This window comes from Streptomyces sp. Je 1-4 4N24 (assembly GCF_026239515.1).
Classification (GTDB): domain Bacteria; phylum Actinomycetota; class Actinomycetes; order Streptomycetales; family Streptomycetaceae; genus Streptomyces; species Streptomyces nigrescens.
In genome coordinates this window covers 4,886,674-4,910,242 of the sequence record NZ_CP110836.1, presented here as the reverse complement: position 1 = coordinate 4,910,242, position 23,569 = coordinate 4,886,674, and the positions used below count along the sequence as shown (strand labels likewise).

The following is a 23,569-nucleotide window of genomic DNA, read 5'->3' as shown; positions in this document are numbered from 1 at the left end:
TACAACGAAAAGCCGGCCGACCGCCAACTCCCTTACCGGGAGCGGCAATCGGCCGGCCCTGTCACCTCAGGCGTCGAGAATCTGCCCCTCGCGCCGCACCACCGGCGGCTCGACGCTCCACGGGAAGTTGATCCACTCGTCCGTGCGCTTCCACACGTACTCGCACTTCACCAGCGAGTGCGACTTCTCATAGATCACCGCGCTGCGGACCTCGGCCACCGTCCCCTGGCAGAAGTCGTGCACGAGCTTCAGCGTCTTACCGGTGTCGGCGACGTCATCGGCGATCAGCACCTTCTTGTCCGAGAAGTCGATCACGTTCGGCACCGGCGCCAGCATGACCGGCATCTCCAGGGTGGTCCCCACCCCGGTGTAGAACTCCACATTCACCAGGTGGATGTTCTTGCAGTCCAGCGCGTACGCCAGACCCCCCGCGACAAAGACGCCGCCGCGGGCGATCGACAGCACGACATCGGGCTCGTACCCGTCATCGGCGATCGTCTGCGCCAGCTCACGGATCGCCCCGCCGAACCGCTCGTACGTCAGGTTCTCCCGCACGTCACTCACGTATCTCTCTCAGACCTTCTGTGTCCACACGCTCTGCCACGCGCCCGCCCTGTAGAGCGCGCCCCCCACACCGACGCGGCCGTGTCATACCTGCGTGCGGTGGAAGTTCTTGAACGAACGGGACGGCGTCGGACCGCGCTGCCCCTGGTAACGGGAGCCGTACTTCTCACTGCCATACGGGTGCTCGGTCGGCGAGGTCAGCCGGAACATGCACAGCTGCCCGATCTTCATGCCCGGCCACAGCTTGATCGGCAGCGTGGCGACATTGCTCAGCTCCAGCGTCACATGCCCGCTGAACCCCGGGTCGATGAACCCGGCGGTCGAATGCGTCAGCAGCCCCAGCCGCCCCAGCGAGCTCTTCCCCTCCAGCCGGGACGCCAGATCATCCGGCAGCGTGATGACCTCATACGTCGAGGCCAGCACGAACTCGCCCGGGTGCAGGATGAACGCCTCATCGCCCTCGGGCACGACCTCACGAGTCAGGTCGGACTGCTCGATGGCGGGGTCGATGTGCGGATAGCGGTGATTCTCGAACACCCGGAAATAGCGGTCGAGCCGCACGTCGATGCTGGACGGCTGCACCATCGACTCTTCGTAGGGGTCGATACGCACCCGACCAGCATCGATCTCGGCCCGGATGTCCTTGTCTGAGAGAAGCACGCAGACGAGGATACGCGCCCGCCCGACCCCCCTCGCACGACGAGGGCCCGGCCCCCCACCAGGGAAGCCGGGCCTCGTCCCACTCTTCGTCCTACTGCCGGCCGCCGCCTCTCTCACGAGGCACGGCTGCCGCTCTCAGCGAAGTGCCGCGGCTTCCTTGATCGCCACCACACTTCTCTTGTCTTGATCGCTTGCTTCTCGTGACCGCTACCGCTTGGCGTGCTCGACGGGCACCGAGTGCCGCAGCCGAGCACAGCGCGGGCAGCGCAACAGCCGTCCGGGACCGAGCCGGTCGGTGGTCTGCATCGGGAACGAAGCGGTGCTGAACACGTGGCCCTCGGCACAACGTACGACGGTGCGCTCCATCAAGTCCCTCTCCCAACTGCGTGGACAACAAAAGCCACATTAGGGGATGAACTGGGCGCCACCACACGCGGCACTCCGACGCCCAACCGTACGCCCCAACTCCCGCACCCCGCACCCACATCCCACCCCGAACCACACCCCACCGAGGCCGCTGCCCACACCCCGCCGAGGCCGCGGACTGCACCCCGTCCAACACCCCCACTCACAGCATCCGGGCATGCCAAATGCACCGCGGGGCGGCGATGGGGTAGAGTGTGCGACGATGTTCCGCTCTCGATCCGAGACCGGATCACGCGGGTGTAGTTTAATGGTAGAACATGAGCTTCCCAAGCTCAGAGCGCGGGTTCGATTCCCGTCACCCGCTCCATAGTTGAGGCCCAGGTCGGAGACCTGGGCCTTGTTTGTTGTCTAGACCGCGTCAGGTGTCGCGCACCAGATCCGCACCAGAAGGCTTCTGAGCGGGCTTGCTGCGGGCGGCCCGCACGAGGCGCAACTCGGCCTGTCCCTCCGGCCACATGGGACCGTACGCAGCCAGGAAGACCATCAGGCGCCAGCGAGGCCCCGCTACCGGGGGAGTTGGGCATGGATGGTTTTGCCGGTTCCGGGGGCGGGGTGAGGGTCAGGTGGCTGGTGAGGTGGCGGATCATGTGCCAGCCGAAGCCACCGCTGCCGCCGTTGAGATCAGGTGTGCGTTCGCGGGGGGCCGCTGAGCTGAGGTCGCTGACCGCGGCGGTCAGCGTGTCCGGGCCGGCAAAGAGCTGGAGGGTGTACCGGCCACCGCCGTGGCGCAGTGCGTTGGTGGCAAGTTCGGAAACCACCAGGAGGAAGGTGTCCGCGCGCTCGGGGTCCGGTGCTGGAGTGAGGTTGTCAGTGAATGCGCGGGTCGCCTCGCGGGCCCGGTGGATGCTGTCCGGGCTTTCGCCCCGCACCACGGTCGGTACGGGATGAGGGGCGCTGGTGATCTTCATACCGTTCATGCGCGTACACCCCACCTGTGATCTGTTGCGCCTTTTGCCGTGGCAGGCAGCGCGCCCGCCCCTTCGGTTCCCACACCCCGGACAACGCGCTTCCTGGTGCAGTTTCCATCAGGCGCGGATGACAGAAGCCCGACCCTTACCTTCACAGAAAATCTGTCATGGCGGCGGTAGACATGCGCCCCCTCGGGGTTTAGTCTTTTCGTCGTAGCCAAGAGATCGAAGGGCGCGGCAGAGGTCGAACTGCCGCGCGTGCAGTGTCAGAAGAGGGCACGGCAGTGGAGTGGCGGGGCCAAAAGGTATGCACGTGGGCCCCGCGACTGACTGCCGGGCCGGGCGGCCCCCGGGGCCGCGGGCAGAACCGCAGGATCCGCAGTAGCAAGCAGGTCGGCAGGAGGAAGAGAAGGAGGCGACACCATCAGGATCGCCCGGGCGAGGAAGTGAGTCCGCTCGGGTACCGCAGGCCCCGGATTGGAAGGTGGTCCCCGGTCACACATCCGCGATCCCCGCACTTCCCGCCCTCTCCCGGGCGACGGTGCGGAAACAGAAAGCCGGCACCGCAGTAAGCCGGCAGATGGTGTTCACATCCCTCGGGGCCCTGGTGCGTGTTCGGCACCAGGGCCCCACGATGCATTCCCCCATCAGAGGTGCAAATGACCGCAGAAATCTCTCACGACCGTCTCAACGACGAGGATTACCCCGCCTACACCATGGGGCGGGCCGCCGAAATGCTCGACACCACCCCCGCCTTCCTGCGGGCCCTCGGCGAGGCCAAGCTGATCACGCCGTTGCGTTCCGAGGGCGGCCACCGCCGCTACTCCCGCTACCAGCTGCGTATCGCCGCACGCGCCCGCGAACTCGTCGACCAGGGGACCCCTGTCGACGCCGCCTGCCGCATCGTCATCCTCGAAGACCAGCTCGACGAAGCTCGGCGCATCAACGAAGAACTGCGCACTTCACCCTCCGGGCGCCGTCTCAAGACCGACGTCTGAACTCCGTTTCCGCGCCCGCCAACGTCGCCGCGCCCCGGGGACGTTCAGTCGCCGTCGGACAGGCCGGAGTCACAGCCGACCCACAGCAGCCACGCAGACGAGCTCCGTCGATATCGTCGCCGGAGCTCTTCGCCGTCAGCCTGACGCCAAGCGGGCTGAGCGCCACGGTCGAGGTGTTCCCTGATCTCGCGGCAGCATCCGAGGCTCCGCACCTCTGATTCACCGGGAGCCGGGCAGGCCATCGGGACGTGGGACGGACGAGGCCCAAGCGCCAGGTCACTGCTGTGGTCAGCAGACGGCGAGGGCGATGGCGATGTAGTGCGCGGTGAAGCCCGCCACAGTCAGGGCGTGGAAGACCTCGTGGAAGCCGAACCAATGAGGTGAGGGGTCGGGGCGCTGGAGGGCGTAGACCACCGCGCCCACGCTGTAGAGGAGACCGCCGGTCACGATCAGGGTGAGTACGGCCGCTCCGCCGGTGTGCAGGAAGTCGGGCAGGTAGCGCACCGGTGCCCAGCCCAGGGCCAGGTAGCAGGGGGTGTACAGCCAGCGGGGAGCTGCGACCCAGAGGACGCGGAAGGCGATGCCGACGAGCGCCCCCGTCCACACGATCCACAGCAGGACGGGCCGTTGGTCCGTAGGGAGGAGGAGCACGGCCAGGGGGGTGCAGGTGCCGGCGATGATGAGGAAAATATTGGCGTGGTCGAGACGACGCAGAACGGCGTCGCCGAGCGACCCCCAGGTGCCGCGGTGGTAGATGGCGCTCGTCCCGAACAGCAGCAAGGCCGTGACCGAGTACACGGCGCAGGCCAGGCCAGCCTGCGGGGTCCGGGCCAGGCTGATGAGGACGACGCCTGCGATCAGCGCGGCGGGGACCATTCCGGCATGGAGCCAGCCACGCAAGCGCGGCTTGATCGGCTCCACCAGGTCGGCAGCCCGCTCCACCAGAGCGGCAGCCGGGTGAGAGCCCTCCCCGGCACTGTCACGGTGCGCTCCGCGGGGTTGGCCGGCTGGAGCGCGTTCTCCCCTCACCGGGGCGAGGGGCACACTTCCGGATTCGGTGGCGTCGCGGGACACAGCTTCCGTCCTCCTTCGGACTGTTGGGCCTCGCCGGCAACCAGGTAGCCACGGCTGGAGTCACCCCGCAACAGCGTTTGGGGAGGTCAGCTCGGGCCGCCGGGCCTGCATCGCCACAGCGGTCCGGTCAGGCTCGGGCCGGGTGCCCCAGCAAAGCCGACGCCGTCTCCAGTGGTGTGAGACCGGTCGGTGGCACGAGCGCGGCAGCCGGGCGGCACACGAAGCCGAGGCGGCTCAGGGCTCGGGTCACTTCGCCGGCGGAGAAGTCACGACGGTCCTGCCGGGTGATGATCTCCCCGACCTGTTTGACGGGGTAATGGCGGCGGCCGATGAGCACGGACTCACCCGTGACGGGTTCGGGTTTGATGCCCTTCATCGCATCCTGCACCTCGGTCTTGATCAGGTTGAAGGGGAAGCGGGCGATGACGACGCGCATAGTGCCTCTACAAGGTCGAAGAGAAGCCGGAAACGGATCGCCGGCCCGGGTGGAGAGGTATCAACGGGTGAGGACGACGACGCCCAGGGCGTGCCCGTCCTCACCGATCACGGGTGAGGCCCGCAGCGCGCGTTGGCGCATGGCGCGTTCCGCGTCGTGTACAGACATTACGGGCGAAGTGAAGGGCCCACGGTCGTAGACGATGTCCCGCAACCGGGTCTCCTCGGTGTACCAGGAGCCTTGGTGGTGGGCTGCCATCTGGGAACGGGTGATCAGGCCCGTACACCGCCCGTCCTCGTCACGGACGAGGAGATGGTCGGTGCGGGCCCCGATGAGGACGGACAGCGCCAGGTCGACGATCATGTCGTCGCCGACCTGTGGTCCCGGCGACGTCATGACGTCGCCGGCTGCCTTGCCGGAGCAGTCCGCCTGGGGGTAGCTCTGAAGCATCAATCCTCCTGACGATGGTGATCCGACGTGCTGAGCGTGATCGTTTGGGGCCGGCCTAGGCGGCCGGGGCCGAGGAGGTCTGCCGCGCAGTCGGCGTCGCGGTTCGGGATGATCCGGCGGCACGGCGGGCCTGGGCGGGGCGGCTGCGGCGGCCGCGCGTGGAGGAGCCGCTGCGCTTGGCGCGTTCGACGACTGGTGCGGCGATGGTGACCGGGATGCCGGAGGGTGCCTGGGCGCCGGTGATACGGCTCAGTTCGGCCTCGCCGGAGCGGACCTGGGTGGACTGCGGGGTGATGCCCGCGTCCGCCATCAGGCGATTCATGGTGCGGCGCTGGTTGGGCAGGACGAGGGTGACGACGCTGCCGGACTCGCCGGCGCGCGCGGTGCGTCCGCCGCGGTGCAGGTAGTCCTTGTGATCGCTCGGCGGGTCGACGTTGACGACGAGGTCGAGGTTGTCGACGTGGATACCGCGGGCCGCGACGTTGGTGGCCACCAGGACGGTGACATGGCCGGTCTTGAACTGGGCCAGGGTGCGGGTGCGTTGGGGCTGGGACTTGCCGCCGTGCAGGGCCGCGGCGCGCACGCCGCTGCTCAGCAGGTGTTTGGTGAGGTTGTCCACGGCGTGCTTGGTGTCCAGGAACATGATCGACCGGCCTTCGCGGGCCGCGATCTCGGTGGTGGTGGCGTGCTTGTCGGCACCGTGGACGTGCAGCACGTGGTGCTCCATCGTGGTGACCGCGCCCGCCGAGGGATCGACGGAGTGGACCACCGGGTCGGTGAGGTAGCGCCGGACCAGGAGGTCCACGTTGCGGTCCAGGGTGGCCGAGAAGAGCATCCGCTGCCCCTCGGGCCGGACCTGGTCGAGCAGGGCGGTGACCTGAGGCATGAAGCCCATGTCGGCCATCTGGTCGGCCTCGTCCAGCACGGTGATGGCGACCTGGTTCAGCCGGCAGTCACCGCGCTCGATGAGGTCCTTGAGCCGTCCCGGCGTGGCGACGACCACTTCGGCGCCACCGCGCAGTGCGCTGGACTGCCGGCCGATCGACATCCCGCCGACGACCGTGGCCAACCGCAGCTTCAGCGACCGGGCGTAGGGGGTGAGTGCGTCGGTGACCTGCTGGGCCAGCTCCCGGGTGGGGACCAGGACCAGGGCCAGCGGCTGGCGGGGCTCGGCGCGCTGTCCGGCGGTACGGGCCAGCAGGGCCAGACCGAAGGCCAGCGTCTTGCCCGATCCGGTGCGTCCGCGGCCGAGCACATCGCGTCCGGCCAGCGAGTTCGGCAGCGTGGCGGCCTGGATGGGGAACGGGGCGGACATGCCTTCCGCACTGAGGGCCGCCAGCAGCGCCGACGGCATGTCCAGCTCGGCGAAAGTCTCGGCCGGGGGCAGGGCGGGAGTGTGGGTGACGGGCAGGGCGAACTCTCCCTGCAGTGTCGCGGGACGCCGCCCGGGGCCCCCGGAACGGCCCGTGCCCGAGCGGTTCGGCCCACCGGAGCGGTAGCCGCCGCGGCCTGAGCCTGACGAGCCGGCAGAACGGGAGTAGCGGTCATTCGTGCGAGCTGTGCGGTTCATGGAGAACCTTCCTCGATGCGGTACGTCGAGGAATTCCCGGCGGCAATAAGCCGCACACAAAGAATCGCAAGAACGAACCGATGAAATGAGATGAAACGAAGGGGGGCGGAAACATGTCGACCCCGCACGCCGAAGCGGGACCGGCAACGCCGCAAAGAAGAGCGAAAGAGTTGCCTGATCATGAATCCGGGCGGATTGTCCGTCGCGCGATAGCGGTCGGGAAATCGAACTCGCTGCCCGCACGCCGCTTGTGCGGCGCTGTGGGGCACACGGGAAGCACCGAAAAGCAACGAGCTGGGGCCCGCACCCAAGGTGCGGGCCCCAGCTACGGTGTACGCGTCAGCGTCAGGCGGGAACGATGTTCTCGGCCTGCGGGCCCTTCTGGCCCTGCGTGACGTCGAAGTTCACCTTCTGGCCCTCCTGCAGCTCGCGGAAGCCCTGGGCAGCAATGTTCGAGTAGTGGGCGAAGACGTCGGCGCCGCCGCCCTCCTGCTCGATGAAGCCGAAACCCTTTTCCGCGTTGAACCACTTCACGGTGCCAGTAGCCATGTCATATCTCCTTCGGGGCAGTGCCCGGAGCCCACACCATGCGGGCTCCGTGTCGCTGCGTTGATTGCCCGTCCGGAAATAAACACCGGAAATACGAAAGCGCTCCGCCATGTACGACAGCGAGCACGCTTGAAGTCTTGGGAACCACAACTGCAACTGAGATCGACGGTAGCACGGTACTGGCGGCCATGCGCGGCACATGATCCCGACGCTTTCGGGAGCGCAAAAAACCCTTACCGCACCAGTGGCCATTTCTGTAGTTGCGGCATGAGATATTCAGCATCGACGCTCGCCCCTATTCGACCGGAAATGCATCGACCCCCTCGGACAGCGCCCGGGCTCAGGCACGGGCCGGACACCATCCGTGCCTGGCCGAACCACACCACACCCACAACCGTCGGGGGCGGATCGCGGCGCGGCACGCCCCGTACCGGGCCACCGAATCAGCAGTCCAGCGGCGCGGGGTCAGCACACTCAAGATCACCCGGGAGGACGGGGGCCCGTGCTCACGGCCCCGGCAGCCGTCTTCGCCCTAGCTGCCACGTCGAGAACTTCGGCTCGTTCGAGACAGGCCGCCTCGGTCCTGCAAGGTGAATATCGGGCGCTGTAAGCCATGCCCGCCGGGATCGCCCGACGCTGTCTGAGGCAACCCCGGCGAACCTTTAATCGGGGTGGTGAGCACGCCGACCCTGCACGCTTGCACCAGCAATGCCGCCGCCGGTATCCACATGCCCCTCTCTTCCACCTGCCCGCAAGGGAATCTTGACGGCCAGCAGTTGCCTCCCGACGACGCCCGTGCCCTCCGCATGCCCCAACGAGCGGTAAATCACGGTCAATACGGGTCCCCACCGACCCTCTTCACTCTGCGCCACAGCCCACGTTTAAGCAGGTCAGACCCACAATGGTGCGTACACGCCCCATTGATTCCCAAGCTCAGAGCGCGGGTTCGATTCCCGTCACCCGCTCCATAGTTGAGGCCCAGGTCGGCGACCTGGGCCTTGTTCGTTGTCTAGACCGCGCTAGGCGTCGCGCATCAGATCCGCACCAGAAGGCTTCTGACGGGGCTTGCTGCGGGCGGCCCGCACAAGGTCGTCCAGCCCGCTCGCGACTTCCTGTTGCCGCTCAAGATCCGAGTGCTGGTAGATCAACGCGGCCTTCTCCGATGACTGGCCGGCGCGGACCATCGTGTCCTTGAGGGTGGCCCCGGATCGGGTCGCCAGGGTGTGACCGGTGTGACGAAGGTCCCGGACATCGTCGCCGAGCTCGGCTCCCTCGAGACCGACCCACGTGTCGTTCGCCAGGTGAACAGGCTCAGCCGGGCAACGGTGGAGACGGTGGACGACATCGAGCCGGAGGCATACCGGCTGGCCATCCTCTATCTCATCCATCGCATCTACGTCGGTGGCCCCTCGCTCCCTCTCGACGAACAGGTCCGCATCGTCTGGCGTATCCCCGAGCCCACGACACCCGTGTCACAGCCTTGATGAGCGCAAAACAGGGTACCCAGCAGCCCGCAGCCCGCTCAACAGAGAGGGGAACCACATCCGGACCGTCGCCGTGGGCGTGCGTGCCTGACGGCGATGCCGTCGGCCGCACCGTCTGCAGACGTGCCACAACGTGCCAGTAACGGTGGTAGGTAGCGGTCAACGTGGGGACTTAGACGGCCGGCCGGACGATAGCCCAAACGGACGTTTCCCCAGGACAGCGGCTGTGCTTGATTCCCAAGCTCAGAGCGCGGGTTCGATTCCCGTCACCCGCTCCATAACGAAGGCCCAGGTCAGCGACCTGGGCCTTGTTCGTTGTCCAGACCTCTCCGGCGCGCGCGTGCCCTCCGCGTGCCCCATCTCGCCAAAACGCCCCAGGCGGACGGGGCCTGACACCCTGCCTGCACCCCTGGAGCGAGCACCCACCTCGGATCGCGAGACGCATTCTTCGTGGCCTGCACCACACGCCTGCCTCGTGTATGCGAATTCGCTTTCCCGAAGGGGGAGTTGACCACCAGGCCGAACGCGCCGATCACGACGCCACCGCCCTGCTGGCCAAGGCCGCCGCGCGACACGAACTGGACAGCGCCGACTCGATCAGCGAAGTCCTGGTCTGGCGGTTGCAGCACCTCGGCTACGTCACCCAACCCGCGTCGGCGCCCAGGTCCCGGCGTCCTCGTACCGAGCCCGCCCCTCCTGTCCCTGCCGCTGCCGCCATCGCCCACCAGGAAGCGAACCGGCTCCGGCGACGGTGATCACGCCCGCCCCGACACCTCCGGACCGAGCAGCTCCAACGCCTCCTCCCAGTGGAAACGGTCCGCTCCGCCACCAGCCTTCGGCCGGTGGGGATCGTACGAGCCGATCAAGACGCCCGCCTCTCTCCGCGGCACTTCGGGCGCCTTCTCCGGCGCCCACCATGCCAGCCACATCGCCACAGGTCAGGGGGCAAGTTCGCAGGTTTCTGCGGTTCTGCTGGCGGACTGCCATACCCTCAGATCCGAAGGGAGCGCCGTCAGAGCGTCTTTTGGGTTGACCAGAGGGTGACGCCACTTCCCTGATGATTGAGTGAGGTCAAAGGACTCACAGGGGTGGAAGATGGATGCGTGCTGGTTGGTGTTCGTACCGGACCGTGAGGATCTTGCGCATCAGGCGGACCAACCAGCATCACCAACTGGTACAGCCCGATCGCCGCGGGCCGTCCGCCCGGCCTCACGACCTCGCCGAGCAGCTCCGCACACCGCCCGTACAGCAGAATCCGTTGCCCGCTGTCGAGCCCCGCGAGAGCATCAAGGTTCAATGGTCCGTCTCCTTTCGTTTGCGCTTCGCGACGCAAATGAAAGAGTGCGGGCCATTGTCATGTTCACGATTTTGAGTAATCCGCCAGGATCTGCGAATGACAGGTACCGTTTGATGTACACAACAGAGCCGACAGAAGCCCGCATCGAGGATGCGGGCAACATCTTGGTTGCGCCTTCGATATTGCAAGATAGCGACTTGATCAGGGATTTCTTCGGGTCCACAATCACGCCAGAGGACCTTGCTTCTGGTTCGCCCGACCTCGCGCAGAAGACCGTCTACCTGTGTGGCGACATATCCGGGATCAGCAGCCGCCAACTGCAGGCGGCGGACCGGGTATTCGTTGTCCGGGAGCTGTCACACGGTTACCATGAGGACGTCGACAAACCTTGGACCCTCGTCGGCCTCGGTCGAGTCCCCATCCGCGTACACGGCGTCGGCGTGTACTACCGTCGCTTTTTCGGACTCGGCGACGATTACTTCGGACGGATCCGTGCGGAGCACGCGTTCCAGTCCCTGACGGAGTCCACCAAACCTGGAACAGCCCATCGCAGCGGAATCTATCTGACGCCCGTCACGCGAAACGGTGATGAACTGCATTTCCGCCTGCTCCGGTGCTCCACGAATCTCTCGGGGTCGACCGAGAGCTTTCGCCCGACCGACACGCGCATCGTCGAGGCTCTGAACCGCGAGGCCGCCGCCGTCTTCCGGAACCAGGCACCACTCAATCACGTCCTCGCTCAGATCTACCACAACACCCGCGCCACGACCGAGCGCAAGCAGTCCAAGGCAAAGATCTCGGCCCATGCCGACAAGACCAAGGACATGCCCGTCAATGGCATCATGGCCTTCTGCACCTTCTATGACCGGCTCGACAAGCTGCAGCCCCTGGCCGAGGACGCCTTCGACTACGGTGCGAAGGGTGCCAGCGGGCTGACCAAACTCCACTTTCGCCTCAAGGACCCGACCGAAAAACGCGACGGAGTCGCGCTCCCCACGCAGTTCACCCTGATCCTCCACCCCGGCTCCGTGTTCTTCATGCCGCTGTCCACCAACCGCCTGTATACGCACGAAATCCGGCCCTCGACTTTGGACGCCGAGTTGCTCCCGACCCGCCTGGGATACGTGGTGCGCTGTTCGAGCGCCGAAGCCGTTCACAAGAACGGCCACACGTTCCTCAAACTGGCCGGAGATTTGGTGAAGCTGGGGCCACCCACATCGGACGGCATGAACGAGCTGCGCAGACTCTACGCCGAGGAGAACAGGACCACGTCCTTCATTGATTACGGCGAAGATTTCCTCTTCAGTATGAACACGGGAGACTACGTTGCACCCCGAGTCCAGGATCTCGGATGAGATCATCTCGTGCGCTTTGCCGACCGAGGAGAATCTCTTTGCGGAGCTGTCCACATCGGCTCGTTTGGAAGACGTAGGAAAAGGCCGGCGAAGCACCGTGATTACCAAGATCGACGAGGCAGGTGGTGTGCCTCTCGTACGCACTACCACTCGATATAGCAGCCCGACGCAGCGTTTCCGGGCAGTGCACGAACGGCTGGCGCAACAGATTCAAGAACGTGCGGCGCTTTCGGTCGGCTTCAACAACGCTCTCATCGAGAACTACACGAACGCCTACAAAACCATGGGCAGCCATTCCGACCAAGCCCTCGATTTGGCCGACGAGTCGTTTATCGCTGTCTTCTCCTGCTACCAATATCCTGAAGCGAGCCCACCAAGGAAGCTGATCTTCGAATCAAAGGGGTCCGGTGGCGAGAGGTTCGAGATCCCCCTCGCCCACAACAGTATCGTCGCGTTTTCTGTCGACTCGAATCGGCGACTCAGGCACAAGATCGTACTGGACACACCCGTCCCGACGGCGGACAACCAATGGTTGGGTGTGACCTTTCGAACGTCAAAGACCTTCGTTCGGTTTCACGACGGACATGTATACCTCCCGCAGGGTGCGCGCCTCATGTCGGCCGACGATGAGCAGAAGAGCGAGTTTTACCGACTACGCCGCCGTGAGAACAATGAAACGGACTTCATCTACCCTCTGCTGGCATACACCATCAGCGAGAGCGATCTGATGCCGCCCGTCTGACCTTAATTAGCGGCAGCCGAACGAGCCGAGGCCGAACGCTGTGAGGCGGGGCGCCATTGCGCGGACCTTGACGCACATGGCGTCGACCTCTTCATCGGTCAGCTTCCCAGCAGTGGCAGCTTCAGCCCTCGCCTCCGCGTGTTGAGCCGCGCGCGCCGCGGGATCGGCGGGCGGCACGTCCGGGCAGGAATCCGTCCTCTCCGCCCACCAGGATCTGGGGCTGAGCTGCCACGCCTCCACCCGACAGACGTGCTTCCTTCACGCGTGCAATCCGCGTAGGGCCAGCGGCACCGCCCGTGGCAGGCACCGCGCCAGCGCCTGCAGGAACGCTCGCATTCCGAGGCCGCTTCACCCACCGTGCCAGTGCCGTGCCAGGGAGGCCGGTAAACTACGGTCAACAACGGGCGGAGAACAGCTGGCCCCACCCGCCCCAGTCACGGTGTCTTTGCTGGTCAGATGGGTACTGGGTACGCGAAAGCCCCCTGATTCCCAAGCTCAGAGCGCGGGTTCGATTCCCGTCACCCGCTCCATATGGAAGCCCCAGGTCAGTGGCCTGGGGCTTGTTTGTTGTCAGACCATTTCTGGAGCGCGTGCCAGTCGCGTGCCATAACGCACCGATTGCCGCGCCGAATTGGCACTCGCACGCCCTTCCAGGGCGACCAGGCCCATGGCTTCAAGGGTGGTGGAGGGCATGACGAGTACGTCGTGGTCGGCGAAGGTCCTCCACAGCTGTGGACGACGGAGCCAGCCGAGGTAGTGACGCAGCCGGCCCCACCCCGGCTGCGTCACTACCCTGGCCAACGGGACACCCACGGCACTCGATCGGGAGACCCTGACGCTCGACATCGACAGCATCGACAAGCTCTTGCGCAACGGCGTCCGCGACAACGTCTACCCCGGTGCCGTCTGGGCCATCGGCGACGCCACCGGCACGAAGGCGAATGGCGCCGTCGGACTTCTGGCCGGAGGTCAAAGGCCACCCCCTCGGACAGGTCACCACCCGCCACCTTCTGTCCCACGCCGCCGGCCTCCTCCAGCGACTCAACGGGCTTGCCCGCACACGGATCTGGCGCCCCCTCGGGATGTCCGAAACGTCCTTCGGCCCCCTTCCCTCCCCGTCCATGGGGCGCTGCGCGCCGACTGAGATCTGGGACATCCGCTTCCTCTGGCCCACGCCAGGGCCGGCCGTGCAGGTGCGTTGGACGGGTCTGTGCCGAACTCAGGCGATGCGAGGCGGCATTAAAGACGCGTAAAGATTGCCGGAAACCGGCAATGTTTCGACTCGGCCATGCGTGCGACGATCCCTCCTGTTCAAGCGATTCGGGAGAACGAGGGAGGGTGTCCCAGATGGCCTGGTTTCTTGGCCTCGGCATAGCAGGCATCGCGCTACTCGTGCTCTCGCTGGTGTTCGACGGTGTCCTCGAAGGGGTCTTCGGAGGGGCCCTGGATGGGCTCTTCGACGGTCTGCTGTCGCTTCCGGTGGTCGCAGGTTTCCTGTCGATGTTCGGTTTCAGCGGCGCGATCGTGCTGGGCGGCACCGGCCTCGGTGCCGGTGCCGCCACGGGAGTCGGCGTCGCGGCCGGAGTCGCTGCAGGGTGGCTTACGTGGAAGTTCAGCCGCACGCTGATGCGCGATCAGACCGACGCCACGCCACGTCAGGAGGACCTGGTCGGCACCGCGGGATCGGTGGTGACCGCCATTCCCGCCGATGGCTACGGCGAAGTGCTGCTACGGCTCGCGGGCCATCCCGTGAAGCTGGCGGCCAGGAGCGCGGTACCCGTGGCCCGAGGTGCCGAGATCTGGGTGGAGGCATCGCTCTCGTCCACCTCGGTGGCCGTCCGGCCGGTCGAGCGCTGACCGGCACCGCCTCTCAGCCCACCCGCCCGAGCTGCCCCACCCGCCTCAACAGGTGACCGGAAGCCCATCACCGGCCACCAAGTACTGACCACCATTCGATCTGCCGACCCCTGGGAAGGCAGGGGGGATCCGATATGAGTCCAGTCATTGTCGCCGTCGTGGGAGTCGTCGTACTCCTCGTCCTGCTCGCCCTCGTCGTCATCACCCGCTACAAGGTCGCGGGGCCCAACGAGGCGTTCATCATCACCGGACGGCGCGGCAAGAAGTCCATCGACCCGGACACCGGACGGGTCAGCATCGACAACAGCGGCCAGAAGGTCGTGGTCGGTGGCGGGGTCTTCGTCGTTCCGTTCGTCCAGCAGAAGTTCTCCCTGGACCTGTCCAGCCGGCACATCCCGGTCGCCGTACGGGGTGCCGTCACCCTGCGGGGTGTGAAGGCCAACCTCGAAGGCGTCGCGATCGTCAAGGTCGGCGGCAGCGAGGACGCGATCCGGGCCGCGGCCCAGCGCTTCCTGCAGCAGCAGGACGGCATCGTCGGCTTCACCCAGGAAGTGCTCTCGGGTGCGCTGCGGGCGATCGTCGGGCGGATGTCGGTCGAGGACATCATCCGCGACCGTGCCGCGTTCGCCGGGCAGGTCGCGGAGGAGGCCGAGGCGAGCCTGTCGGGGCAGGGCCTGATTCTGGATGCCTTCCAGATCCAGGACATCACCACCGAGGGCTCCTACCTGGAGGACCTGGGCCGGCCGGAGGCCGCCCGGGCGCGGCAGGAGGCCGATATCGCCGAGGCGAACGCGAAGCGTGCTTCGGAGCAGGCCCGGCTCAAGGCGGCCGAGGAGATCGCCATCGCCGAGCGGACGTTCAATCTGAAGCAGGCCGAGATCCGTGTCGAGACCGAGGCCGCGGCCGCCCGGGCCAACGCCGCGGGTCCGCTCGCCGAGGCCGCGCGTCAGCAGGAGGTCCTCTCCGAGCAGGAGAAGGTCGCCGAGCGGCAGGCCGCGCTGACCGACCGGGAACTCGACACCAAGGTCCGCAAGCCCGCCGACGCCGCCCGCTACCAGGCCGAGCAGGAGGCCGAGGCCCGCCGTATCGCCCAGGTCAAGGAGGCCGAGGCGGAGGCCCAGCGCGCCCGACTGACCGGTGAGGGCGAGAAGCTGCACCGCGCGGCGCTCGCCGAGGCGGTACGGATCGAGGGCGAGGCCAACGCGGCGGCGATCGCGGCGAAGGGCTCGGCGGAGGCCGAAGCCATGCAGAAGAAGGCCGATGCCTTCGCGCAGTACGGCGATGCGGCCATGCTCCAGATGCTGGTCGAGGCGCTGCCGCAGGTCGTCGCCAAGGCATCCGAACCGCTCAGCGCCGTGGACAAGATGACCGTGATCTCGACGGACGGCGCGAGCCAGCTGTCCCGTACGGTCGCGGACAACGTCGCCCAGGGCATGGAACTGCTCAGCTCCACCACGGGCGTCGACCTCGCCGAGATGCTCAAGGGCATCACCCGGCGCGGGGCGACCTCGAAGGCGGAGATATCCGTACCCGAGCGGGCCGCCGCAAACGGGCAGATCCCGATCACTGACTGACCATCCAACAGGGGAAGGCAGGAGCCCGCCGGCAGATCGCTGCCGGCGGGTTCCTGCCTGTCTCGCGCCGATCTCGCCCTGAGCCTCTCCGGCCTCCATGTGTTCACTCCGGGAGATGGTGCGGCACCGGCCAGGAGTTGCGCGTCACCGGGCGCCGGCAATCCACATACTCCTGAATTCAGGATGTCATGTACTCTCGCTAGGTGTGCTGACACTTGCCTCCGACGTCGAGGTGCTGGCCCGGTTCGGCCGCGCGCTCGCCGACCCGATCCGCTGCCGCGTCCTGCTCGCCCTCCGCAAGGCCCCGGCTTACCCCGCCGACCTCGCCGACGCCCTCAGCGTCTCGCGCACGCGGCTGTCGAACCATCTGGCGTGCCTGCGCGACTGCGGCCTGGTCGTCGCGGTGCCCGACGGCCGCCGCGTCCGCTACGAGCTGGCCGATGAACGTTTCGGTCACGCACTGGACGACCTGCGCACCGCCGTGGTCGCCGTCGAGACCGACCGGACGTGCGCCGATGCCGACGAGAAGGGGTGCTGCTGACCATGACCGCCGAGGTACCTGCATCCCTCAGTCCCGGCCCTGCCCGCCGCGACGCACTCGCCCGCCTGATACGGCTTCTGGTCGCCGCAACCATCACGTACAACGTGATCGAGGCGATCGTCGCCATCACCGCCGGCACCCTCGCCTCGTCCACCGCTTTGATCGGCTTCGGCCTGGACTCGGTCATCGAAGTCTCCTCCGCCGCCGCGGTCGCCTGGCAGTTCTCCGCCCGCGACCACGCCGTACGCGAGGCCCGCGAGAAGACCACCCTGCGGATCATCGCCGTCTCCTTCTTCGCGCTCGCCGCTTACGTCAGCATCGACGCCGTACGCGCCCTGACCGGCACCGGCGAGGCCGAACGTTCCGTTCCCGGCATCGCGCTGGCCGCCCTGTCCCTCGCGGTGATGCCGTTCCTGTCCGCCGCCCAGCGCCGCGCCGGCCGCGAACTCGGCTCCGCCTCCGCAGTCGCCGACTCCAAGCAGACCCTGCTGTGCACCTACCTGTCCGCCGTGCTCCTGGTCGGGCTGGTCGTCAACGCCACCCTCGGCTGGTCCTGGGCCGATCCGATCGCCGCCCTCGTCATCGCCGCCGTCGCCGTCAAGGAAGGCCACGACGCTTGGCAGGGCAAGGGCTGCTGCGCAGTCCCCGCCGCGGCAGCGACCGAGGCCATCGACACGGAGGCGGACGCGTGCACCTGCCGCGCCGGATGCGACTGCTGCAACTGAGCTCCATCGGCTCAGGAGGAAGCCCGAGTCTTGTCGGAACTCGTGAACATTCCGGCGTCACCCTGGCGAACGCCCGCCTGCGAATGGGATGCCGAAGGGCTGTCCGTTCTGGCGAACAGAACCCATGTGTTAAGAAGGCGCAAGTACTACGCCAAGGGATGGGGACGGGTGGCACGGCGGGAGATACCCGAGGAGTTCCTGCACGGATACGACCGGATCCTCGACGAAGTGGCACAGACCGGGCGCCGCCTGAACCGTGACGAGCTCGCATCGCGGCGCACGGTGGGGGAACAGGCCGCCGAGGCAGGTCACAGCCTGCGCTCCCTGGTCAATGCCCATCTCACCGTCACGCGCGCTGCCTGGCCGCGCAATGCCTCGGCTCCCGCCGACAGTGCCCTCGCCGCCGTCGCGCAGGCGATCGACGCCCTCGCCGAGGGCTACGAACGCGCCCAGCACCTGGCTGTACGCCAAGAAGAGGCCGAACGTCGCGAATTCATCGACGACCTGCTCCACGGAGGCGCCGATCTGGGGCGTCTCGCCGAACGTGCCGAACGCTTCGGCCTGCGCTTCTCCCACGCCCACGCCGTCGCCGTGGCCGAGGGCACCGCCGCCTACTCCGAGGCCGACCCTGTCGCACGCCGCGTGGAACTCGCCCTCCTGGGGCGCTTCGGCGACCGCCAGATCCTGCTCACCACCAAGGACGGCCGCCTGATCTGCATCGCGCCCGGGGACCAGACAGACGTCCTGACCCACTTCGCCAAGCAGGCACACGCGGCCACGGACGGGGGCCGGGTCGCGGTGGGCCGTACCCATCCCGGCGCCGGCGGCGTCGTCCAGTCCTACCAAGAGGCTCTGAACGCCCTCGGCCTGGCAGAGCGCATGGACCTCGACGACCCCGTCCTCCACGCAGCGGACCTCCTCGTCTACCCCGTCCTCACCCGGGACCGCGAGGCCATGGCCGACCTCGTCCGCAGCGCCCTCGGCCCTCTCCGGCAGGCCCGCGGCGGCGCCCAGCCGCTGCTGGAGACGCTGACGGCGTACTTCGACTCAGGATGCGTATCCGCGGAAGCCGCCCGACGCCTCTCCTTGAGCGTCCGGGCGCTGACCTACCGCCTGGGCCGCATCCACCAGCTCACCGGCTCCAACCCGGCCGACCCCCTGCACCGCTACACCCTCCACACCGCCGTCATCGGAGCCCGCCTGCTCGACTGGCCGGCGAAGGAGCTGTGACGACCCTGGGAGCTTGCGTCACAACTTGTCCAACTCTTAAAGCACTTCGCATGTCACGGCTCAGGACGAGGCGCGATACTCGACCAGTGGACTCGATCTACCGCAGTACGACGGGCAGAGAGCTCATCCGACGCTGGTGCCTCGACCAGCTCGCCGCATGGCCGGTGCCGCACGAACGCAAGACGGTGACCGCCAAGGGCGCATCGACCCACGTGGTCCTCGCCGGATCCGGCGCAACGACCGTCGTGTTCGTCCCGGGCACCAACTTCAACGCTGCCGCGTCCCTGCCACTGGCCACAGCCCTGGTCGCCGCCGGCCACCGGGTCCTGCTGGTGGACGTCCCGGGCCAGCCCGGTCTCAGTTCCGGCGAACGTAACCTTTTCGGCGGCCAGCTGTCCTGGTACGGGGCGTGGCTGAGCGAGGTGATCGAGAAGATCTCGTCCGAGCCGGTAGCGGTGATGGGCCACTCCTTCGGTGCTGCTATTGCCCTGTCCAGCGACTGTCCCCGGATTGACCGGCTCATCCTGGCTTCCCCTGGCGGACTGGCCAGGCTGAGGCTGACCCCCACCGTGCTGGCCGCCTCGGCCGCCTGGTTCCTGCGGCCCGCACCAACGCACAGCACACGGCTCCTGCGAGCCATGCTCGCGCCTGGACATCTACCCCGCGAGGAACTGGTGAACTGGATGACTCTGGTAGCCCGGCACTCGCGCTCCAGCGGGGCGCCCGGCGCAGCCACCCCACCCGCGCGATCGATACCCCGCCTGGTCGTCACCGGGGAGCACGATGTCTTCCTCCCACCACGGCGGCTCAGCCCGGCAGTGCGCGCCACACTCGGCGCCGAGCTGGGTGTGATCCCCGAGGCCGGACACCTCGTGGTCGAAGAGCGCCCCGAATACCTATCCACATTGCTGGAGATTCCGGGCCAGCCCACCTCCGATGCCCCGGTGGAGTAGCCCGGCCTCCGAGCGTCGGGCCTACCGACCACGCAGGGCCGGGCCCACACAGCGTGTCACTCCAACCGTTCCCCGAGTCGTGACCGCGACGGCCGCCACGTAGAAACGCACGGGTTCTGCTTCTGGCCCGCGACTGCAACAGTGACCAGATGCGGCGGCGAGGTAGCACCACGACTGGCCGGTACGGCGTGTAGTGCTCCTCGGCGGGGCTGAGGACGGCACGAGCCAGGATCGGCGAGAGCACCAACTAGCGCATTCACCTGCGGAAACACAGGTAAGCGGGGCCCGTATACGCAAGGCGCGAGCGTATACGGACCCCGCTTGAGGAGCCGGGCCGCCGGGGGGCGGTCAGACGGTGGTCTTCACCGGCTCCTGGTCTTCGTCGGCCTCGCCGCTTTCTCCGGCCTTGCGGGCGCGGACGAACTCCAGGAAGGAGTTCAGTTCGCGCTTGACGACCGGGGCGAGGAGGTAGAGGCCGATGATGTTGATGACGGCCAGCATGAAGAGCACGGCGTCGGCCATGTCGATGAGAGTCTGCAGGGTCAGCAGGGATCCTGCTACGGCGAACAGGGTGTAGATGACCTTGTAGGTGAGCTCGCTGGCCTTGCTGCGTCCGAAGAGGTACGACCATGCCTTGAGGCCGTAGTAGCCCCAGGTCAGCACCGTCGAGATGGCGAAGAGCAGCACCGCGACGGTCAGGATGTACGGGAACCAGGGCATGACGGTCCCGAAGGCGTCGGAGGTGATGGTGACGCCCTGGGCGTCGCCGTTGCCGACCTTCCAGCTGTCGGGGCTTGCGATGACGATGGTCAGCGCGGTCATGGTGCAGATGACGACCGTGTCGATGAACGGCTCCAGCAGGGCGACCAGGCCCTCGCTGGCGGGGTGCTTGGTCTTGACCGCGGAGTGCGCGATCGGGGCGGAGCCCAGACCGGCCTCGTTGGAGAACGCGGCCCGCTTGAAGCCGACGATCAGGGCGCCGAGCACACCGCCGGCCACGCCCTCGGGGTTGAAGGCACCTTCGATGATGGCGCCGACCGCCGAGGGCAGGGCCGTGACATTCACCAGGATCACGGTCAGGCAGGCCGCGATGTAGATGCCGGCCATGGCGGGGACGAGCTTGCTGGTGACGGAGGCGATGGAGCGGATGCCGCCGAGCAGCACGATGCCGACGAGCGCGGCGACGAGGACGCCGAAGAACAGTGCGCCGGCGGACGAGCCCAGGATGCCGCTCTCGCCGCCGGTGACGGAGACCAGCTGGGCGTAGCTCTGGTTGACCTGGAAGAGGTTGCCGCCGAAGAGGCCGAAGAACAGGACCATGGCGGAGGCCAGGGTGGCGAGGACCTTGCCGAGGGTCTTGCCGCGGTTGCCGAAGCGGTCGACGAGCCCCTTGGGCAGATAGTGCATGGGGCCGCCGGAAACGCTTCCGTCGGCGTGCACCTCGCGGTACTTCACGCCGAGGGTGACCTCCACGAACTTGGTGGCCATGCCGAGCAGGCCGCAGAGGATCATCCAGAAGGTGGCTCCGGCGCCGCCGATGGAGACGGCGACGGCGACACCGGCGATGTTGCCGAGGCCGACGGTGCCGGAAACCGCGGCGGTCAGCGCCTGGAAGTGGTTGACCTCACCGGCCGACCCCTTCTCGTCGTACTTGCCACGCACCACGTCGACGGCGAGGCGGAACTTGCGGATCTGCACGAACCCGAACCAGCCGGTGAAGACCAGACCGGCGACCACGAGCCAGGCAACGATGAGGGGAAGATCCGTTCCACCGACGGGAACGGAGTAGAAGACGACTTCTCCGAGCCACTTGGCTATGGGCTCGAAGAATCCGCTGACCGCTTCGTCGACGGAATTTGTCATGGAGTCGAGTGACACGTGGCTACCTCGATGGCGCAGGGGCCAGAGCACGGGAGGGTTGCTCCGGCTGATGTGCGAGCTTTGAGCGAACGCCGTTGTCCGATCGGCGACCCGGGGTGCGGCGGTCCGCGGACTCGGACCGTGATCACCCTGGTCGTACAGCCGGTGCGTGCCGGCACTCCGCGGTGCGGCGAGGGGTGGGCCGCCTGCGGTGTTGCGCAGTTTTAGCACGCCCTTTACCAATCCATTAGTGATGCACGTCACATAACAACAAGTAACTTTCGAAAGTCGCAGCGATCGAGACCGACCCGTTATTCGGATTCGAGACTCCGAAGATCGAAAGCCTCGGCGATTCCCTTGCCGGGCTCCGGCAGCAACCGACGCGCCACAAAGGCGCGCTAGAGACCTGTCAAAATCGCGTAAAGAGCATGTATGGTTCCCCGCGGTGTGCCGGGAAGTCTGGTCGGCGAATGGGAGAGAACTCTCTTTACCGATCGGGGACACCTCATGGCGAGACCGGCCAAGCTCGTGCGAGACCTCGCAGAGCCCTGCCCCGCCACCCTCTCGACGGACGACAACTCCGTGGCTGCGCCGCCGATGCCCGTTGAGCGCCGGCTGCCCGCGCTGCTCGCCGCCGCTTCCGATCAGCTGCCGTACGCCGGCGTTCCGAGCGCCCGGCCCCTCAAGCAGCCGGTGCCCGACTTACGTACGGAACGCACCGCTGCTGAGCGCCGGCATCGACGAACGGCACCTCGACGAAGCCCCTGAGGGCATCGCGGCCTGACCGCCGCCGCATGGCTGCCGTCACGGACCTACCCGCCGCTGGCGCCGGCGGCAGCGCCCGCCGCGGGAGCCCTGCAGGTGGCAGGGCTCATGCCCCGGAATCACCCACTGGCAGCCGTGCCGTCATCGAACGCGACACGGACCAGGTCCAGTTGGAGGGCGAGATCACGATCGCCCGCTTGATGGAACGATTCATCGGAGAACTATGAACGACTGGCAGAGCTGGGCCGCGATCGCCATCTTCGTCGGCGCATACGCCCTGATCATCACCGAGAAGATCCACCGTGTGGCGGCAGCCCTCGGCGGCGCCGGCCTGATGCTGGCGATCGGGGCGACCGACGACGCGTCGGCCTTCCACTCCGAGCGCAGCGGCATCGACTGGAACGTCATCTTCCTGCTGATGGGCATGATGATGATCGTCGGCGTGCTGAAGAAGACCGGCTTGTTCGAGTACCTGGCCATCTGGTCAGTGAAGCGAGCGAAAGCCAAGCCCTTCCGCGTGATGGTCATGCTGATAGTGATCACAGCTGTGGCTTCGGCGCTGCTCGACAACGTCACCACCGTGCTGCTCATCGCCCCCGTCACTCTGCTGGTCTGCGAGCGCCTCGCACTCCCCGTCGCGCCGTTCCTGATCGCCGAGGTCCTCGCCTCCAACATCGGCGGCACCGCCACCCTCGTCGGTGACCCGCCGAACATCATCATCGCCAGCCGGGCCGGCCTGACCTTCAACGACTTCCTCGTCCACCTCGCGCCCCTGGCCGCCCTGCTGATACTGGCCCTCATCGCGCTCAGCCGCGTCCTGTTCCGCAAGTCCTTCCGGTACGACGAGGCCCGGGCCGCCGAGGTGATGGAGCTGCAGGAACGCGAGGCGATCCGCGACCCCCGCCTCCTCGTCCAGGGCCTGATCGTCCTGGCCCTGGTCGTCGCCGGCTTCGTCCTGCATCCGGTACTGCACTACGAGCCCAGCATCGTCGCCCTTCTCGGCGCCGGCCTGCTGGTCGCCGTCTCCACCGCGGAGACCGGCGACGTGCTCGGCGAGGTCGAGTGGCCCACGCTCGCCTTCTTCGCAGGGCTGTTCATCATGATCGGCGGACTCATCGAGACCGGCGTGATCGGAGAGGTGTCCAAGGCCCTCGCGGCGGCGATCGGCCACGACGAACTGGGCGGGACCATGGTCCTGCTCGGCGGCTCGGCCGTGCTGTCCGGCGTCATCGACAACATCCCCTACGTCGCCACCATGGCGCCCATCACCAGCGATCTCGTCACGGCGATGGGCGGCGCCGCCGACCACGTCATGTGGTGGGCCCTGGCCCTCGGCGCGGACCTCGGCGGCAACGCCACCGCCATCGGCGCCAGCGCCAACGTCGTCGTCCTCGGCATCGCCGAACGCAACCGCACCCCCATCTCCTTCTGGCAGTTCACCAAGTACGGCCTCGTCGTCACCGCCGTCACCGTGGCCATCTCGGCCGTATACGTCTGGCTGCGCTACTTCGCCCTGGCCTGACCGATGGCCACATGGGCACAGGCAGCGCT

At 67.2% G+C, this 23,569-nt stretch carries 20 protein-coding genes, 1 tRNA gene and 5 pseudogenes; 13 read left to right on the top strand and 13 right to left on the bottom strand.

What is annotated here, in order from left to right; genetic code table 11:
• Positions 1-66: 66 nt before the first annotated feature.
• The 3 genes from SLV14N_RS21390 to SLV14N_RS21380 all read right to left on the bottom strand — a co-directional run bounded on the left by SLV14N_RS21390 (position 67) and on the right by SLV14N_RS21380 (position 1,590).
• Positions 67-564, bottom strand: a complete 498-nt coding sequence (locus SLV14N_RS21390; protein WP_026170114.1) for a phosphoribosyltransferase — start codon at positions 562-564, stop codon at positions 67-69.
• 84 nt (positions 565-648) lie between these two features.
• On the bottom strand, positions 649-1,224 hold the full coding sequence (gene dcd / locus SLV14N_RS21385) for a dCTP deaminase (protein ID WP_208682787.1): 576 nt from the start codon (positions 1,222-1,224) through the stop codon (positions 649-651).
• Between the two features lie 207 nt (positions 1,225-1,431).
• Positions 1,432-1,590, bottom strand: a complete 159-nt coding sequence (locus tag SLV14N_RS21380) for a hypothetical protein (protein ID WP_016573140.1) — start codon at positions 1,588-1,590, stop codon at positions 1,432-1,434.
• A gap of 293 nt (positions 1,591-1,883) precedes the next feature.
• Here SLV14N_RS21380 and SLV14N_RS21375 point away from each other — a divergent pair.
• Positions 1,884-1,957 (top strand) — tRNA-Gly (locus tag SLV14N_RS21375).
• 197 nt (positions 1,958-2,154) lie between these two features.
• Here the strand turns inward: SLV14N_RS21375 and SLV14N_RS21370 are convergent.
• Positions 2,155-2,558, bottom strand: a pseudogene (locus tag SLV14N_RS21370) (ATP-binding protein).
• Between the two features lie 659 nt (positions 2,559-3,217).
• Between SLV14N_RS21370 and SLV14N_RS21365 the strand changes: the two are divergent.
• Positions 3,218-3,556 (top strand): MerR family transcriptional regulator, encoded by a 339-nt coding sequence (locus SLV14N_RS21365; protein ID WP_208682785.1) that lies wholly within the window; start codon positions 3,218-3,220, stop codon positions 3,554-3,556.
• A 288-nt stretch (positions 3,557-3,844) separates the two neighbouring features.
• Here the strand turns inward: SLV14N_RS21365 and SLV14N_RS21360 are convergent, their stop codons facing one another.
• From SLV14N_RS21360 to SLV14N_RS21335, 6 genes and pseudogenes are all read right to left on the bottom strand, one after another.
• Positions 3,845-4,585, bottom strand: coding sequence for a hemolysin III family protein (locus tag SLV14N_RS21360; protein ID WP_263273233.1), 741 nt, complete (start codon positions 4,583-4,585; stop codon positions 3,845-3,847).
• Positions 4,586-4,757: 172 nt separating this feature from the next.
• Positions 4,758-5,066, bottom strand: a complete 309-nt coding sequence (locus SLV14N_RS21355) for an SCO5918 family protein (protein ID WP_208682781.1) — start codon at positions 5,064-5,066, stop codon at positions 4,758-4,760.
• A gap of 60 nt (positions 5,067-5,126) precedes the next feature.
• Positions 5,127-5,516: a CBS domain-containing protein gene (locus tag SLV14N_RS21350; protein ID WP_208682779.1), complete on the bottom strand. Its 390-nt coding sequence runs from the start codon at positions 5,514-5,516 to the stop codon at positions 5,127-5,129.
• Between the two features lie 55 nt (positions 5,517-5,571).
• Positions 5,572-7,086 carry a DEAD/DEAH box helicase gene (locus tag SLV14N_RS21345; RefSeq protein WP_263270641.1) on the bottom strand — a complete coding sequence of 505 codons (1,515 nt, stop codon included), beginning with the start codon at positions 7,084-7,086 and terminating at the stop codon, positions 5,572-5,574.
• 345 nt (positions 7,087-7,431) lie between these two features.
• Complete coding sequence (locus SLV14N_RS21340) at positions 7,432-7,635, bottom strand: cold-shock protein (RefSeq protein WP_006604711.1); 204 nt, start codon at positions 7,633-7,635, stop codon at positions 7,432-7,434.
• Between the two features lie 1,019 nt (positions 7,636-8,654).
• Positions 8,655-8,879, bottom strand: a pseudogene (locus SLV14N_RS21335) (site-specific integrase); the annotation flags it as partial.
• Between SLV14N_RS21335 and SLV14N_RS21330 the strand changes: the two are divergent.
• Positions 8,868-9,119 (top strand): hypothetical protein, encoded by a 252-nt coding sequence (locus SLV14N_RS21330; RefSeq protein WP_263273435.1) that lies wholly within the window; start codon positions 8,868-8,870, stop codon positions 9,117-9,119. The pseudogene SLV14N_RS21335 and the gene SLV14N_RS21330 sit on opposite strands and share 12 nt — an antisense overlap.
• A gap of 518 nt (positions 9,120-9,637) precedes the next feature.
• Positions 9,638-9,745, top strand: a pseudogene (locus tag SLV14N_RS21325) (relaxase); the annotation flags it as partial.
• A 129-nt stretch (positions 9,746-9,874) separates the two neighbouring features.
• On the opposite strand, the pseudogene SLV14N_RS21320 reads toward SLV14N_RS21325, so the two are convergent.
• Positions 9,875-10,009, bottom strand: a pseudogene (locus SLV14N_RS21320) (flavoprotein); the annotation flags it as partial.
• A 520-nt stretch (positions 10,010-10,529) separates the two neighbouring features.
• Here SLV14N_RS21320 and SLV14N_RS21315 point away from each other — a divergent pair.
• Positions 10,530-11,771 carry a hypothetical protein gene (locus tag SLV14N_RS21315; protein WP_263270637.1) on the top strand — a complete coding sequence of 414 codons (1,242 nt, stop codon included), beginning with the start codon at positions 10,530-10,532 and terminating at the stop codon, positions 11,769-11,771.
• Entirely contained in the window at positions 11,743-12,513 is a 771-nt protein-coding gene (locus SLV14N_RS21310; protein WP_208682773.1) for a hypothetical protein, read from the top strand. The genes SLV14N_RS21315 and SLV14N_RS21310 overlap by 29 nt, the downstream gene beginning before the upstream one ends.
• Positions 12,514-13,152: 639 nt before the next feature.
• Here the strand turns inward: SLV14N_RS21310 and SLV14N_RS21305 are convergent.
• Positions 13,153-13,278 (bottom strand): annotated as a pseudogene (locus SLV14N_RS21305) (glycosyltransferase); the annotation flags it as partial.
• Positions 13,279-13,860: 582 nt separating this feature from the next.
• Here SLV14N_RS21305 and SLV14N_RS21295 point away from each other — a divergent pair.
• The 6 genes from SLV14N_RS21295 (at position 13,861) to SLV14N_RS21270 (ending at position 19,393) form a co-directional block, all read left to right on the top strand.
• A complete protein-coding gene (locus SLV14N_RS21295) occupies positions 13,861-14,370 on the top strand; it encodes a hypothetical protein (protein WP_208688008.1) in 510 nt (169 codons plus the stop codon).
• A gap of 134 nt (positions 14,371-14,504) precedes the next feature.
• Positions 14,505-15,944, top strand: a complete 1,440-nt coding sequence (locus SLV14N_RS21290) for a flotillin family protein (protein ID WP_259670440.1) — start codon at positions 14,505-14,507, stop codon at positions 15,942-15,944.
• Positions 15,945-16,149: 205 nt separating this feature from the next.
• On the top strand, positions 16,150-16,485 hold the full coding sequence (locus SLV14N_RS21285; protein ID WP_263270635.1) for a helix-turn-helix transcriptional regulator: 336 nt from the start codon (positions 16,150-16,152) through the stop codon (positions 16,483-16,485).
• A gap of 2 nt (positions 16,486-16,487) precedes the next feature.
• Positions 16,488-17,210 (top strand): cation transporter, encoded by a 723-nt coding sequence (locus SLV14N_RS21280; RefSeq protein WP_263270633.1) that lies wholly within the window; start codon positions 16,488-16,490, stop codon positions 17,208-17,210.
• A 168-nt stretch (positions 17,211-17,378) separates the two neighbouring features.
• Positions 17,379-18,440: a CdaR family transcriptional regulator gene (locus SLV14N_RS21275; RefSeq protein ID WP_263273231.1), complete on the top strand. Its 1,062-nt coding sequence runs from the start codon at positions 17,379-17,381 to the stop codon at positions 18,438-18,440.
• An 86-nt stretch (positions 18,441-18,526) separates the two neighbouring features.
• Entirely contained in the window at positions 18,527-19,393 is an 867-nt protein-coding gene (locus SLV14N_RS21270; RefSeq protein WP_263270632.1) for an alpha/beta fold hydrolase, read from the top strand.
• Positions 19,394-19,741: 348 nt separating this feature from the next.
• Here the strand turns inward: SLV14N_RS21270 and SLV14N_RS21265 are convergent, their stop codons facing one another.
• On the bottom strand, positions 19,742-21,271 hold the full coding sequence (locus SLV14N_RS21265) for a sodium:alanine symporter family protein (RefSeq protein ID WP_263270631.1): 1,530 nt from the start codon (positions 21,269-21,271) through the stop codon (positions 19,742-19,744).
• A gap of 970 nt (positions 21,272-22,241) precedes the next feature.
• Between SLV14N_RS21265 and SLV14N_RS21260 the strand changes: the two genes are divergently transcribed.
• Complete coding sequence (locus SLV14N_RS21260; RefSeq protein ID WP_263270630.1) at positions 22,242-23,540, top strand: ArsB/NhaD family transporter; 1,299 nt, start codon at positions 22,242-22,244, stop codon at positions 23,538-23,540.
• The last annotated feature ends 29 nt before the right edge of the window (positions 23,541-23,569 follow it).

Bases quoted from the DNA above. Each gene is read 5' to 3' on its own strand.
- SLV14N_RS21380 (WP_016573140.1), bottom strand. From the start codon at position 1,590: ATGGAGCGCACCGTCGTACGTTGTGCCGAGGGCCACGTGTTCAGCACC.
- SLV14N_RS21345 (WP_263270641.1), bottom strand. From the start codon at position 7,086: ATGAACCGCACAGCTCGCACGAATGACCGCTACTCCCGTTCTGCCGGC.
- SLV14N_RS21340 (WP_006604711.1), bottom strand. From the start codon at position 7,635: ATGGCTACTGGCACCGTGAAGTGGTTCAACGCGGAAAAGGGTTTCGGC.
- SLV14N_RS21350 (WP_208682779.1), bottom strand. From the start codon at position 5,516: ATGCTTCAGAGCTACCCCCAGGCGGACTGCTCCGGCAAGGCAGCCGGC.
- SLV14N_RS21365 (WP_208682785.1), top strand. From the start codon at position 3,218: ATGACCGCAGAAATCTCTCACGACCGTCTCAACGACGAGGATTACCCC.
- SLV14N_RS21280 (WP_263270633.1), top strand. From the start codon at position 16,488: ATGACCGCCGAGGTACCTGCATCCCTCAGTCCCGGCCCTGCCCGCCGC.
- SLV14N_RS21290 (WP_259670440.1), top strand. From the start codon at position 14,505: ATGAGTCCAGTCATTGTCGCCGTCGTGGGAGTCGTCGTACTCCTCGTC.
- SLV14N_RS21295 (WP_208688008.1), top strand. From the start codon at position 13,861: ATGGCCTGGTTTCTTGGCCTCGGCATAGCAGGCATCGCGCTACTCGTG.
- SLV14N_RS21355 (WP_208682781.1), bottom strand. From the start codon at position 5,066: ATGCGCGTCGTCATCGCCCGCTTCCCCTTCAACCTGATCAAGACCGAG.
- SLV14N_RS21315 (WP_263270637.1), top strand. From the start codon at position 10,530: ATGTACACAACAGAGCCGACAGAAGCCCGCATCGAGGATGCGGGCAAC.
- SLV14N_RS21260 (WP_263270630.1), top strand. From the start codon at position 22,242: ATGAACGACTGGCAGAGCTGGGCCGCGATCGCCATCTTCGTCGGCGCA.